This is a genomic window from Microcoleus sp. N9_A1, from assembly GCF_036701795.1.
GTDB lineage: Bacteria > Cyanobacteriota > Cyanobacteriia > Cyanobacteriales > Microcoleaceae > Microcoleus.
Map to the genome: position 1 here is coordinate 1 of NZ_JAUBRI010000032.1, position 13,560 is coordinate 13,560.

10 protein-coding genes are annotated in these 13,560 nt (G+C 46.6%); 7 read left to right on the forward strand and 3 right to left on the reverse strand.

Translation table 11 applies throughout. From position 1 onward, the window contains the following. Positions 1-333: 333 nt before the first annotated feature. Positions 334-612, reverse strand: coding sequence for a Photosystem I reaction center subunit PsaK (locus QUA58_RS16165; protein ID WP_333251598.1), 279 nt, complete (start codon positions 610-612; stop codon positions 334-336). A gap of 298 nt (positions 613-910) precedes the next feature. Then, positions 911-1,123, reverse strand: coding sequence for a chlorophyll a/b-binding protein (locus QUA58_RS16170; RefSeq protein ID WP_333251597.1), 213 nt, complete (start codon positions 1,121-1,123; stop codon positions 911-913). A gap of 382 nt (positions 1,124-1,505) precedes the next feature. On the opposite strand from QUA58_RS16170, the gene hflX reads away from it, so the two are divergent. Next, positions 1,506-3,308 (forward strand): GTPase HflX, encoded by a 1,803-nt coding sequence (gene hflX, locus QUA58_RS16175; RefSeq protein ID WP_333251672.1) that lies wholly within the window; start codon positions 1,506-1,508, stop codon positions 3,306-3,308. A gap of 609 nt (positions 3,309-3,917) precedes the next feature. Here hflX and QUA58_RS16180 read toward each other — a convergent pair. Continuing rightward, positions 3,918-4,148 (reverse strand): hypothetical protein, encoded by a 231-nt coding sequence (locus tag QUA58_RS16180; RefSeq protein ID WP_333309709.1) that lies wholly within the window; start codon positions 4,146-4,148, stop codon positions 3,918-3,920. A gap of 500 nt (positions 4,149-4,648) precedes the next feature. On the opposite strand from QUA58_RS16180, the gene grxC reads away from it, so the two are divergent. From grxC to QUA58_RS16210, 6 genes are all read left to right on the forward strand, one after another. Then, positions 4,649-4,912 (forward strand): glutaredoxin 3, encoded by a 264-nt coding sequence (grxC, locus tag QUA58_RS16185; RefSeq protein WP_333251595.1) that lies wholly within the window; start codon positions 4,649-4,651, stop codon positions 4,910-4,912. 67 nt (positions 4,913-4,979) lie between these two features. Continuing rightward, positions 4,980-5,972 (forward strand): glutathione synthase, encoded by a 993-nt coding sequence (gshB, locus tag QUA58_RS16190; protein ID WP_333394860.1) that lies wholly within the window; start codon positions 4,980-4,982, stop codon positions 5,970-5,972. Between the two features lie 408 nt (positions 5,973-6,380). Further along, on the forward strand, positions 6,381-7,520 hold the full coding sequence (locus tag QUA58_RS16195; RefSeq protein ID WP_333251593.1) for a Gfo/Idh/MocA family oxidoreductase: 1,140 nt from the start codon (positions 6,381-6,383) through the stop codon (positions 7,518-7,520). A gap of 109 nt (positions 7,521-7,629) precedes the next feature. Next, positions 7,630-9,468 carry a CHAT domain-containing protein gene (locus QUA58_RS16200; RefSeq protein ID WP_333394861.1) on the forward strand — a complete coding sequence of 613 codons (1,839 nt, stop codon included), beginning with the start codon at positions 7,630-7,632 and terminating at the stop codon, positions 9,466-9,468. A gap of 166 nt (positions 9,469-9,634) precedes the next feature. Further along, positions 9,635-10,216, forward strand: a complete 582-nt coding sequence (locus QUA58_RS16205) for a hypothetical protein (RefSeq protein ID WP_333212388.1) — start codon at positions 9,635-9,637, stop codon at positions 10,214-10,216. 699 nt (positions 10,217-10,915) lie between these two features. After that, complete coding sequence (locus QUA58_RS16210; protein WP_333394862.1) at positions 10,916-13,417, forward strand: glycosyltransferase family 2 protein; 2,502 nt, start codon at positions 10,916-10,918, stop codon at positions 13,415-13,417. The last annotated feature ends 143 nt before the right edge of the window (positions 13,418-13,560 follow it).

The window sequence follows — 13,560 nt, forward strand, 5'->3', positions numbered from 1 at the left end:
TTAAATGCCTCGCATAATGTCTGTCAATAGCCTTCATAGCCTTGATTTAACCTCTCGACAATTAATCCACCCTGCTTATTAAGGGGGGCTAGGGGGGATCGCATTCTATGCAGCCTCATAAAAAATTGGTATGAGTGGATTTTACTATTTCGATGCTACCGGAATTGATATTAGTTGTAGGTGCGTGGTAAAAAAAAACGATTTGTGCGTCATTGGATCGCAAAAATTAAAATTAGGGGTGAGTGCTTTTCACTTACCCCTACCATTTTTTGGCGCTTTTTAACCTACTAAAAATTGTAGCAATAAATCACCACAAAAACGACGCCATTTTTCCTAGAAATACTTGTCGATGTTGAGGGTCAAAATCAGGAATGTTCCGAGCAAATGACCGGCGCTCATGCAAGCCAGAAATGCCGGTACGCTTACATTGTTGAACAAAGAGGGGAAGGGTAAAGGCATTTTCGGCCCGACGTGGGGATACCAAATTCGGCGGCTGAGAACTAGCAATGCTAATATATTGCAAACAAACATCACTATTGGTTTTTGCAAATTTCCTGATGCTGTGTCAGCTAGAGTCGATTCTACTATTGCCAGTAAATTTGAGTTAATCATCGTTGATGCTCCTATTTTTCATAAATTATCAGAAATGCTTGATGAGATTTCTTGCCAAAAATACAGCAGGGGCGATCGCCTTTACGCAATAAATATCTGTTGCTGTCAATCTTCACCGCGCCAGCGACAGCGCCCCCACCCGTAATCATCGAATTACAGCAAGAAGTCTTTTCATGCCATTCAAAAGTAACGAAAGATACAAAGGGACAAAACCATACTCGCTGCCATTTGTAACTTTTAGCCTGTCTGGCAGTGGCGGCATTTACTCACGCTGCCAGACAGGAAAGACAGCTACTCATTACTGAGCAATGTAGGTAGGCAGAAAGTGAAGTATGTCACGGAGAACGCTATATCCAGCGGCGTCCCAAAGCAAATAAGCTAAGAAACCGATCATCGCTAAGCGGCCGTTCCAAAGTTCTGCTTGCGGGTTGAAGCCAAACAAAAAGGCATTGCGATCTTTGCCGTTGTAGGCATTAGTGGTTGTAGGTACGTTAGTAGGACGAGTTTCCATGTTTTTACATTCCTTAACAATGTTTCGCTTATCATAGTAGCGGCCTAATTTCAGCTTTGCTATCTGCCTGTAGGCTCAAGATATACACAAGTCTAAAGGAGGATTTTGAAATGGAAAATAAAGTGTTAAGTTTTGTTGAGGGAGATTTTTTAAGCGATCGCCTGTATCTGGAGATACCAAATAAAACCGCAAGTTGAAATGGCTGCTGTGAAAAGCTCGATCGCCCCGTAGCGACAAACAACGGCGCTGGTGACTCGACAATACTGAATCCGCGCTCTGCTAGACGCAAGAAAATTTAGTAAATTTCAACTCAAAACCTGAACACGATCGCCCTTGAGTTAACTAAAATAGGAGATAAACAGATAGATCGGGAGAAACAGTTATCGAAACCATCTACGGCAATCTTCAAGGTTTAAAGTCCAGCCAGCTCAAGCAACTCGAAAAGCTTTACCACCAGCGACTACCGGGCGATCGTATCACCACTGCAGAATTCGCCCAGCGCGTCGCCGCCATCAGCACGGAAATAGACAAACCAATCTGCACCTACATCAACCGCCGCGGACAAGTAATTCGCGTCGGCGTCGGTACACCCCGCCAAACCCAGATTGCGCCCCTAGAATTGCCCCGCTACGGGGGAGGTCGCCTCAGCGGCATTCGCTGCATCGCGACCCACCTCAAGCCAGAAATACCCAGCGAAGCAGCACTCACGGCAATGGCAATTCAGCGCCTAGACGCCCTAGTGTGGCTGACGCTGACCGGCGGAGGGTTTCAGCGTCGCGGCGGCGGTGCGACAGGTTACATCAAAGAAACTTATCTCGTTCACCTGATACCCCAGGGAGACCGGCCAAATTTTGAATTCTCTGTTTTGAGCGCTAAGTTAGAACCAGCTTCAACTGATGAAACTGAGGAAATAGAAGAACCTGTAATTCAAAAATCACCAACCAAAACTCAAAACTTTCCCTGGAAAATATCAGAACCTCTGAGTTTGGACGACCTCGCAGATCAAGACTTTCTGGAGTTGGTGGAAGGACTCGAAGCAGATTTTCAAGCAGAGTTTGTAGCTAAGCAGGTTGATGCAGACCAAGATAAAGTGCTGCTGGTGGGTGTGATGACTCAGCACATGACTCTACTGGATTTTGAGGACGGACTCGCAGAAATCACCCGGCTGGTGGAAAGTGCCGGGGGTCAGGTATTGCAAACAGTGCGTCAAAAGCGATCGAACCCCCACCCGCAGACAGTGGTCGGTGAAGGCAAAATTCAAGAAATTTCCCTCACCGCTCAAACGATTAGCGCTAACCTCGTGGTATTCGATCGCGACCTGTCCCCCGCACAAATACGGAACTTGGAAATTCAGATCGGTATCCGGGTAGTCGATCGCACCGAGGTGATTCTCGACATTTTTGCCCAAAGAGCGCGATCTAGCGAAGGTAAATTGCAAGTCGAACTCGCTCAGCTACAGTACACACTGCCCCGCCTGACAGGTCGCGGTCAAGCAATGTCCAGACAGGGCGGTGGCATCGGTACCAGAGGCCCGGGTGAAACTAAACTCGAAACCGAACGGCGGACGATCGCGAAACGCATTTCAAGATTGCAGCAAGAAGTCAATCAACTGCTTGCTCACCGTTTCCGGCTGCGGCAGAACCGGCACTATATGGACGTACCCTCAGTCGCGATCGTCGGCTACACAAACGCCGGTAAATCGACTCTGCTCAACCTGCTCACCAATTCCGAGGTCTACGCCGCCGACCAGTTATTTGCCACCCTCGACCCCACCACCCGAAAGCTGACGATTCAGAGCGCTGTCACTGGAGAACCTTTGTCGATCGTCCTCACAGATACAGTGGGCTTTATTCGCGAACTGCCCCCCTCCTTGATCGACGCTTTTCGGGCTACCCTCGAAGAAGTTACTGACGCCGATGCTTTGCTGCACCTGGTCGATCTCTCCCATCCCGCGTGGCAGAGCCAAATTCGATCGGTCATGAATATTTTGACAGATATGCCCGTAACTCCCGGCCCCGCCCTTGTAGTTTTTAACAAAATCGATGCCGTAGATGGAGAGACTCTCGCCCTCGCCCGAGAAGAATTTCCTCAAGCAGTATTTATTTCGGCCGCCAAAGGTTTGGGGATGGAAACTCTCCGCGACAGACTTGCTCAGCTCATTCAATACGCCCTCTACCCTCGGTAAATACTTAAATATTCCTTTTGAATAGTTGACATGGGGGAATATACGTACATATACTGAGGACAGATCTAGTCGGACTATGAGATTATAAAAGAGTAGTCAGATTGTGCATGACAAAGTACAATACAGCATCTCTATTTTGCGATCGGTTAAATAATTAATTTCCGGAGGTCGCGGTCAAGGTAAAAAGACTCTTTGTTAATGGCTGTTAGGGCTGTTGGTTCAGAGGTTGCAAAAAGATGTTGCTTAACTCTGTGCAAACTACCTTTGCAAACTACCTGTGGAAACCACGGTACGCGATGTCAAGGTAAAAGAAAATAATTTTATTAAAGTGTTTGGGCATTCACCTCAAGCGCTATACTATCTTTTACAGACGTCCGCGAGAGAATACATCCATTTATTGTAAGAACTCTAAAATCCTTGCCCGTCGTACAGCGCTAATCTCTAGGACTATTTCTATTTTTCGATTTTACCACTGTTTAACTAAATAGTTATGTGTACGCCACTGGCAAAACTAGCAATTGGACTCTCTGCCACAATGGCAACAGCGTTCTACTATCTAGCTGCCGCCCCTCCGGCTTCAGCAGCAGTAGATGTGTGTGGGCCTGGAAATTATTCTACTGCCTGTGCCCCCAGCCCGCCATCAGCACCCCCCAACCCGGAACCCGACCCGCCATTGCCCGAACCGACATTACCCGAACAGCCGGCGACCCAGCCGAGTTTGTCCCAAATATACACAGGCACACCTTCGAGAAGCTCAACTTCTATTCCTGAACCGGGTACTGCGATCGCAGTCCTACTGACAGGTGCAGGAATGATCTGTTCGTGCAGAAAGCGAAACAAGCAGGTTGGTCCGCAGCGCTAGGCAGGCTGATGACCAACCTGTTTTCCTTCAAAATGTCTCCGTTTATTTAAGCGTGGATATTTGTTGACTTAATATATAAAAAATCAAAAATTGTATAAAAAATAACTTGACATCTAGCTTGTGCGCTGCAAAGAGAGCCGGATGTTGAAGGCAGAAGGTTATAGCGACTTCAGTCAGGGTAAAAAGAAGGAAGAAGGCAAATTATATTCCCCGCAAGGGTTTCAGCAATGAATAACCTCCGGTGCAACAGATAAGGTTGCTATATATAATAAAAATTAAAATATAAAAATTAAAATAAGATTGGTTAAGATCAATTCTTCGGACAGTTTTTGATAGCCAACCGTAGAATAAGGGTTTCAAGGCTCCAAGGCAAGTTCGCTACCAACGAAAAATCGAGGGTTTCAGCCTAGGAACTAAAAACTGTCCAGACTATTGTTAAGATTACAATTAAAAAATATTGTTATTGTTTGAGCGTCCGATGACCCCTAAAGTAGAAATTTACACTTGGAGAACCTGCCCGTTTTGCATTCGTGCCAAAGCACTGCTCAAGCGAAAAGGAGTGGAGTTTACAGAGTACGCGATCGATGGAGATGAAGCAGCACGGGATCAAATGAGCGATCGAGCCAACGGAGGCCGCACCCTCCCACAAATATTCATTAACGACCAACACATAGGTGGCTGCGACGAAATCCACCAACTCGATGCCCTAGGCCAGCTAGACCCCCTGCTAGCAGCAAAATGAGGCATTCCCTGTCGAATTTTCCGTTAGCCCAAATTTTCCTGCGACCAATTCTTAATTTTAATTGACAATGAAATTTGCATTCATCATCGATCCCCTCGCGCGACTAATTCCAGGACACGATACCAGCGTAGCGCTGATGGAGGCAGCTCAAGAGTTGGGTCACGAAATCTGGGCGACTCAAGCCAACGAACTAAGCGTCATCGGCGGCAAAACCTGGGCAATGCTCAGTCGGGTAGCCCTCACCCCAGTAAAAGTGGTAGATGGACGCTGGGAGGCGGCTCAGATCTGGTACGAGGTGGAACAGCCTACATTGCAGCCACTCGAAGCAATGGACGCAGTATTCATGCGGACAGACCCCCCAGTCAACGTTCCTTACCTTTACGCTACTTACCTTCTAGACGGCATCGATCCGGCTAAAACTTTGGTAGTTAACAGTCCCAAAGGATTGCGGGCGGCAAATGAAAAGATGTACGCTTTACAATTTGAGGGAGCGATCCCCGAGACAATTGTTTCTCAAAACAAGCAGGTAATTCGCCAATTTGTTGAGAAAAAAGGAGCAGCAGTTCTTAAACCCTTGGGCGGCAAAGCTGGCGAGGGGATTTTGTTTCTGGAATCGGGCGATCGCAATCTCAACTCCCTGGTCGAAATTAGCACTCAACAAGGGCAAGTTCCAGTGATGGTTCAGACTTATCTCCCCGAAGCAAAAGACGGAGACAAGCGGATAGTGCTGTTGAACGGCAAGCCCATCGGTGCTATCAACCGCATTCCCACCGGCAATGAATTTCGCGGCAACATGGCCGTCGGCGGCCGAGTCGCAAAAACAGAAATTACCGATCGCGAACTAGAAATTTGCACTCAGTTAGAACCAGTGCTGCAACAGGACGGACTGTACTTTGTCGGCATTGATATCATTGGCGGTTATCTCACAGAAGTTAATGTCACCAGCCCTACAGGGATCAGAGAAATTGACTTGTTTGACGGCGTTAATTTGGGCAAACAAGTAATTGAATGGACTGTCTCGCAGGCAGAAACTAGAAGTTACAACCTAACCGAGAATTAGTCATGAGCCAATTATTTTAATTTTTAAAAATTAAAATAATTACCCTTTTTTTAATGCCAAAAGCTTGACTTTGAAACTCCTAGGAAGTACAATAATATAATGGGAGTGGTGACTTAAATAAACTTTAAGTCACCACTCCCATTATCTAAAATATACCCCAACACTCTCGAAAAATCAATAGGTAATAGTTCCTTTTTTATGGCAATTTTTTTAACAAGATTAGAAAAAACTTGTTTTCATCAACCATATCTTCATGAGATTAACTCAGCGCCAGCTTTTGTGTAAGTGTTCGGTATGAGAACCCAAAAGATTCTCCCAGATCGAAGATGGGAGAATGCCCAATGCCCAATTCCCAATTCCCAATTCCCAATTCCCAATGCCCAATTCCCAATTCCCAATTATTAAATCATGTCAAAAATTGGCGTTGCAGTAGTCGGTACAGGTTTCGGTCAAAAAGTGCATCTTCCCGGATTCCAGGCCCATCACCGGACAGAGGTTGTGGCTGTTTACCACCGGAATTTAGACAAAGCAAAGGCGATCGCCTCTACCCACAATATCCCCTACGCTTGCGACTCGATCGCCGATATAGTAGCCATCCCAGAAGTGGCGGGCGTCAGCATTTCCACACCGCCATTTTTGCATTTTGAAATGGCAAAAACCGTCTTGGAAGCAGGCAAGCATTTATTATTAGAAAAACCCACAGCCCTGACAGCAAATGAAGCCAGGGAACTTTACCGATTGGCCAACAACGAATCTCAAACCGATTTTAAAAATGGTGGTTCGAGAGCAATTGCCACAATGGACTTTGAGTTTCGCTTCATCCCCGCATGGCAAATGCTAGCAGAATTATTGGCAGCAGAATATGTGGGAGAAAAGCGTTTAATTAAGATTGATTGGCTGGTGTCGAGCCGTGCTGATGCGAGTCGCCCCTGGAATTGGTACGCGCAAAAAGAGCGAGGCGGCGGAGTTTTGGGCGCGACAGGTTCTCACGTTTTTGATTATATTAGCTGGCTGTTCGGCCCGCCGCAGAGGCTTTCTGGGCATTTGATTACAGGAATTTCGCGGCGGCCCGATCCGAATGATGCGGGAAAATTAAAATTAGTTGATGCCGATGATTCGTGCACGTTGATGTTGGAATTAGCCGGGGGAACTCCTTGTCAAGTTTGTTTGAGTTCTGTTACTTATCAAGGGCGGGGACACTGGGTGGAAATATACGGGAGTAAGGGTACGTTGGTGTTAGGAAGCGACAACCAGCAAGATTATGTCCACGGATTTCGCTTGTGGGGTTCCCAAGGTGGAGAACCTTTAGCTGAAATCAAAATTCCTCAAAGATTGGAGTTTCCTCAAGTTTATCCAGACGGGAGGATTGCACCGTTTATTCGAGTAGTAGATAGGTGGGTAGAAGCAATAGATGCCGGTAAATCTTTGATACCGTCCCTCAGAGAAGGGGTTTACTCGCAGTTGTTGATGGATTTGACCCAGGAGTCGAATGCTACGGGAACTTGGGTAGATTTACCGAATTTAGATAAATTTTTGGGCACTAAGTAAAAGTAAAAACTCCCAAAGCAATCTCTCGCACTCGAAAAGCACCCCAAACCCGATAAACTACAAATAGAGAAACTCAATCCAACCCTATATCCAGAGTCGGTAGTTGTGAATGGCGCGCCCTGAAAGTCCTTGCCTCAGTATAGCGATCGCTCGCCTGAGAACCGCTGGGGCAAACCATTTTGCCACTTGGGTTCTACAAGCCCCCTATCCCAGCGGGTACGTTCACCACGACTGTATGTGGCCCGATACCCTCTCCCAATCTTGGAAAGCTTGGCAGGAAATGTTTTCGCCCTCCGGGACAATTCACGAATTGCCCCTAAATTCTGATGGCAGTTTCGCCTCGCCCCAAAACAACCAGAATATACTGGCAGAAATTGAACAACGAACCCCTAACTCCCTACAGTCACTTTCACCCATGCCTCCTGTGCCTTTGAGCCTCGGCCAAGGGGGGTTGGTTGAGAGGGGGGAGCAGAATCCGCCGTCGCCACCGGCAAGCTACAGCAGCCGCCTGATGCAGCATTTGGGGATTAATCTTTGGCAGTGGCTTTTTGAAGGCCCGATTCAGGGTAGTCTCCAGGAAAGTAAAGGTATCGCGATCGGGCAAAATCTACCCCTGCGAGTACGCGTAGACTTGCGCGAACCGTATTTAATTGCTTTGCCTTGGGAAATTATGCAGCCTCAAGCCGGTCAACCGGCAATTTCTCTGTCGCAGCAACTGCTGTTCAGCCGCACTACCAGCAATGTTGAACCTTTGCCACCCCTGCAGCCTGCGGAGTCGCTCAACATTTTGCTAGTTTTGGGACAAGCCGAAACCGGCCGCAGCGCTAATTCTCAATTTTCCAACAGTAATAACGGTCATTTGCAGTTGGGAGAAGAAGCACTCGCCCTAGCTGGCGTTCTGGAAAGTGCTTTTCAAACCGACGACAGCGGCAAATATTTTGACATCAGCGTTCCGACTCGCGTCGATACTCTGATCGAACCAACTCCGGCGGAACTCATTTCTCGGCTGGAAACGCAAGCTTACAACATTCTGTTCTACGCCGGCCACGGGATACCTGGCCCCGACGGCGGTTTGCTGTTTTTGGGGCCGGAAACGGCGATTAATGGCACTGAACTAGCTCATGTATTAGTTCGGTGCCGCGTGACTCTGGCGGTGTTTAATGCCTGCTGGGGAGCTCAGCCGGCGGTGGAGAGGCTGCACTTAACTAACGGCCAACAACAGGCGATCGCCCGCAGCAGTTTGGCTGAGGTACTGATCCATCACGGGGTGCCAGCGGTGTTGGGGATGCGGGACTCGATCGCCGATCGGGAGGCCCTAAGTTTTATCCAAACTTTTGCCCAAGCTTTGGCCGGACGGATGTCGATCGATCGCGCAGTCGCCGTCGCCAGACAGCAGTTACTAACGCTCTACAAGTTCAATCAACCGGCTTGGACGCTGCCTGTGCTGTATATGCACCCTGAGTTTGACGGTCAGCTAACTGAGCCGGTAGATGACCTCAAAACAGAGTTGCCTTTAAATTCTTCTACTTGGCTGGGACGGTTGCCGTCTTGTGCTTATTTACGGGGGCGCGATCGACCAAATGCCAAATCCACCGAATCGACCAATCAGGTTTGGCCGATTCGCGCAGGTATGGTTCGAGTCGGACGCTGGGAAGAAAACGACGTAGTGATTCGAGAACAGTGGGTTTCTCAAAAACACGCCGAAATTTTCTGCCGCAACAGTATCGGAGATAGCCGGGAAGAACCTAGCTACTTCCTGCGCGATTTTTCTCGTTATGGGACTCTAGTTTTGGGATCTGAGGGATGGCAGAGAGTTCACCACCAAGAATTGCTGCTACGCAGCGGGACTCAGCTAAAATTTGGCAGTTCTCAAGGTCAGATTTTTGAGTTCACTATTGAGGTTCCTAAAACTTCGGGCTACAGTGAGACTGATTGCGGAACGAATTAAGGTGCGGGTGTAGCTAATGAAGGCAAGCAGCGAGTAGCACAGCAAAGTTCTGGGCGTTGAGTCTCCAGTCTGAATTTGAAAGAGTTATTTACCACTGATAGCTCGCAACTAGCTCTTGGCACAGTCCCCCCTCTGTCTTTTCCTTTTCCCACTTAGGTATTACATCATGGCTACCCAATCTACAGATTCTGAATATTTCCGCGACTCTCAAACTCAAGCCCAGATGGAACTTCTCGCCACAATTGTTCAGACTGATGTTGCTTACCCCTGGAATCCTGCACAGCTTGAATCCGAATCTTATTTGGCTGCCCTAGAGCAGGAATTTGCGCTATCTGATTCATTCAGCGACAGCGATATTGCCCTGAAGTCCCAAGTTTTATTTTCGCAATTAGAACAAGTTTGGCTGACGACTGCTCTACAAAAGTCTTTGCGCGAGAAATTTGCTCGCGTTCCTCAAGATTTTCTGGCCAGCATCGCTCAAAGCGTGCAAAACGCAACTGTTAAGTATCAATCTTTAGCTGACCAAATGGTAGAGTGCGTCTTAGATATTTTGCCTCAGTGGGCTGAGGAAGATTTGCAAGTGTTGGCACGTCCTTTGGCTTATGCCATGCGAGATGTTGATTCCGAAGGGGGGGAATTGGTCATGGCTACTAAAAGACCTTGGGCCCAATTGTCGGAAATAGAACAAGCCAGAGTTAGTTTGGCTGTCGCCCGCTATGCAATCTCGCAATTAGAAATTGCTGATTAGTTTTTTGATGGCTGGGTTTTTGTGCTGGGATAGCGGTAATTTTTTTAAATGAATATAAAATTAATCTACCTTTAGTTAGATGTCGAATTCGTTTAATTGTTAAATCATCTGGATTGCTATAGTTTGATATAGCAATCCTATTTGATTTGTAGACAAGATAATTTTTTTTGAACTATAGCAAGCGCGCCCGACGTTTATGACTGAGATGTGGCAGGATTTTCAATAAGCTTTTTATGGGTGGCGTCCGAGAAACGGCCCACAAGAAATATTTTTTATGGTGGAACAGGCCCGAAAGCCTTTTGCAGCAATGTCAGCAAAGGGTAAGTTAGGAGGTTATTAATTGCTGAAATCCTTGCCGAAGATTGCTTCTGACCGAAAGTATCCAGGATACAAGCCCCCGAATTTATCCGGGGGGTCAATGCTTCAATCTAAAATCTAAAATCTAAAATCTAAAATCGATAGACTTCTCTCCTAGGCAACTAAAGCCTTTTTTCTTCTTCCTTCTGCTAGATTTTGCCAGGTTTGGACTCGCTAAGCAGTTTGGCAACATCAAGCAAGATGAATTATCATACAATGGTCAGAATGTTAAAAAATGTAAATATAGTAATGGGGGTGTGTCGGAATTTTCAACTGAATTAAAAAGTGGACAGCAGGAAACCCTTACTGCTGCATGCACGAGCGGGACTTTAAATTTATTTTATGACAACTTCAAGATTTGATTTTCAAGACTTGAAACGCCGCTTGTGGCGGATTTCGGGGGTGCCGACGGCAACGCTAGTCGTGTTGGGGGCGGTTGCTTTCGCAGGTGCGATCGCCGGAGCCTGGTTTGCCCGTGAAGGTACAGTCAGCGGTATTTTTGCCATAATCAACACTTGGCAGCAAAACCCGCCTGTGTGGCTGCAAGTCCCTGCTACGAGCAAGATGTATTTGTTAGTGCCGACTATCGCCCTGGTGTCCGTTGCTTTAGCTGCAATTAAAATTTCGCCTCAACCGCAGAAATGGTCGCGCGCTGTAGTAGTTGCAATAGTTCTGGCTTTAACCATTCGTTACGTTTTATGGCGATCGCTCGCTACTCTAAATTTAACCGATCCCCTCAACGGTATCTTTAGTTTGGGGCTGTTTTTCCTAGAAATGCTACTGGTTTTCAACACCAGTATTCAACTGTATTTAATGCTGAGAATGAAAGACCGGCGTCGAGAAGCCGATCGCATGGCAGTTGCAGTTGAAGCTGGAAACTTCACCCCGGCCGTAGATATTTTCATCCCAACTTACAACGAACCGGCTTTTATTTTACGGCGCACTGTAATCGGCTGTCAAGCTTTAGATTATGCCAACAAAAAAGTATATTTGCTCGACGATACTAAGCGGCATGAAATCAAGTTGCTGGCAAAAGAACTAGGATGCGAGTATATAACCCGACCCGATAATATTCACGCCAAAGCTGGAAACATTAACCATGCCACAGCCCTAACTAATGGAGAACTAATTGTTGTTTTCGATGCAGATTTTATTCCCACTAAAAACTTTTTAACTCGCACAGTTGGATTTTTTCAAAATCCCGAAATCGCCCTCGTTCAAACACCGCAAAGCTTTTACAACCACGACCCCATCTCCCGTAATTTAGGTTTAGAAAATGTACTCGCGCCGGAAGAAGAAATATTTTACAGGCAAATTGAAATCATCAAAGACAGCGCCGACAGCGTGGTTTGTTGCGGTACATCTTTTGTAGTTAGGCGGAGTGCTTTAGAAACAGCGGGAGGCTTGGTCACAGATTCAATCTGCGAAGATTATTTTACCGGAATTCGGCTGTCAGCAACCGGATATCGCTTAGTTTATTTAGATGAAAAATTGAGTGCTGGTCTGGCGGCTGAAAATATAGAGGCTCATCTAAATCAAAGGCTACGCTGGGCACGAGGCACGCTTCAGGCATTTTTTATTGATTCCAATCCTTTAACAATTCGCGGTCTCAGATTCGTACAAAGGCTATCTCATTTGGAAGGATTGCTGCACTGGTTTACCAGTTTAACCAAGGTTTTATATCTGTTAATACCTTTAGCTTATTCGTTTTTCGGCATCATTCCTTTGCGAGCAACTGCGCGGGAATTGCTGTACTTTTTCCTGCCTTACTATTTGGTGCAACTTACCGTGTTTTCTTGGCTGAACCGCAGATCGGGATCTGCTTTGCTTTCCGATATTTATTCGTTTGTCCAGTGTATTCCTTTAGCGGTGACGGTAGTGAGTTCCATGCTGAATCCCTTTGGGAAAGGGTTTCAGGTGACGCCAAAAGGAATTGCAAGCGATCGCTTTCGTTTTAACTGGAACTTGGGATGGCCTTTGATTGTCTTGTTTGCAGCTACAGCATTCAGTTTGTGGCACAATTTAAACATTAATTTAGTTAAAAACGTTGGCACCGTACAGTCAATATCAGAAAGTGTACATTTGTCAAAAGGAATGAGTTTAGGATGGATTTGGAGCGCTTACAACCTGCTGATGCTGGGGATTGCATTACTGATTTTGGTGGATATTCCTAAGCCGGACATTTACGAATGGTTCAATTTACGCAGGGTTGTACAATTGAATATTGGCGGTCAAAGTTTTTGGGGTGTAACCACTGTCATTTCGGAAAGTGGCGCTGAAGTTGCTTTGACGCAGTGGCCAAGTTTTGGGGTGAAAAATAAAGGCAGTAAAGAAAGTTTGACAGCAGCAGAGATTTTGCCAAAATATGCCTTTGAGACAACTTTATCCCAGGGTAAAATAAAAGCGCTCCCTCGCAGTGCGGCAGTCAAGGCAAGGAGATCGCTAGCGCCGTCTGTTGTTGAGTTGGGCACTCAGCGTCGTTTGGCCAAAGGTTTGATTGATTGCGATTCGGCGACTCTGAAAATTCTGGAAGAGAACTGTTTTATTCCTGTGGCTAAGATTGAGTTGGTGAGCGATAAATCTCAGTTGCGGTCTAGTTTTCGGGATGGAAAAGAGTGCAGTTTTGTGGAATTTCCCACTGTGCGAATTGCGTTCGATCGCCTGAACATTAGCCAGCACCGCTGTTTGATCGAAATGCTGTACTGTCGGCCGGGCCAGTGGCAGCGGCAGGAAACTCCCGGAGAATGGCGATCGCTGTGGCTGTTGCTGAGAATTGCTTTGAAACCGAGGGCTGTTTTTGAGAGGAATAGGTCAGTTAGGCCGATCGGGGTTTCGCAAGTTTAGATACAATTGGCTAGACTTATCGCACAATTTTTAGATTGATAAGTCAACCGCAGATGTAAGGTAGATAAACGCCGATAAACGCAGATAATTTCCAGAGAGTTTTTGATTTTTGGAATAGGTATTTTCTGCCTTTTTCAATACAA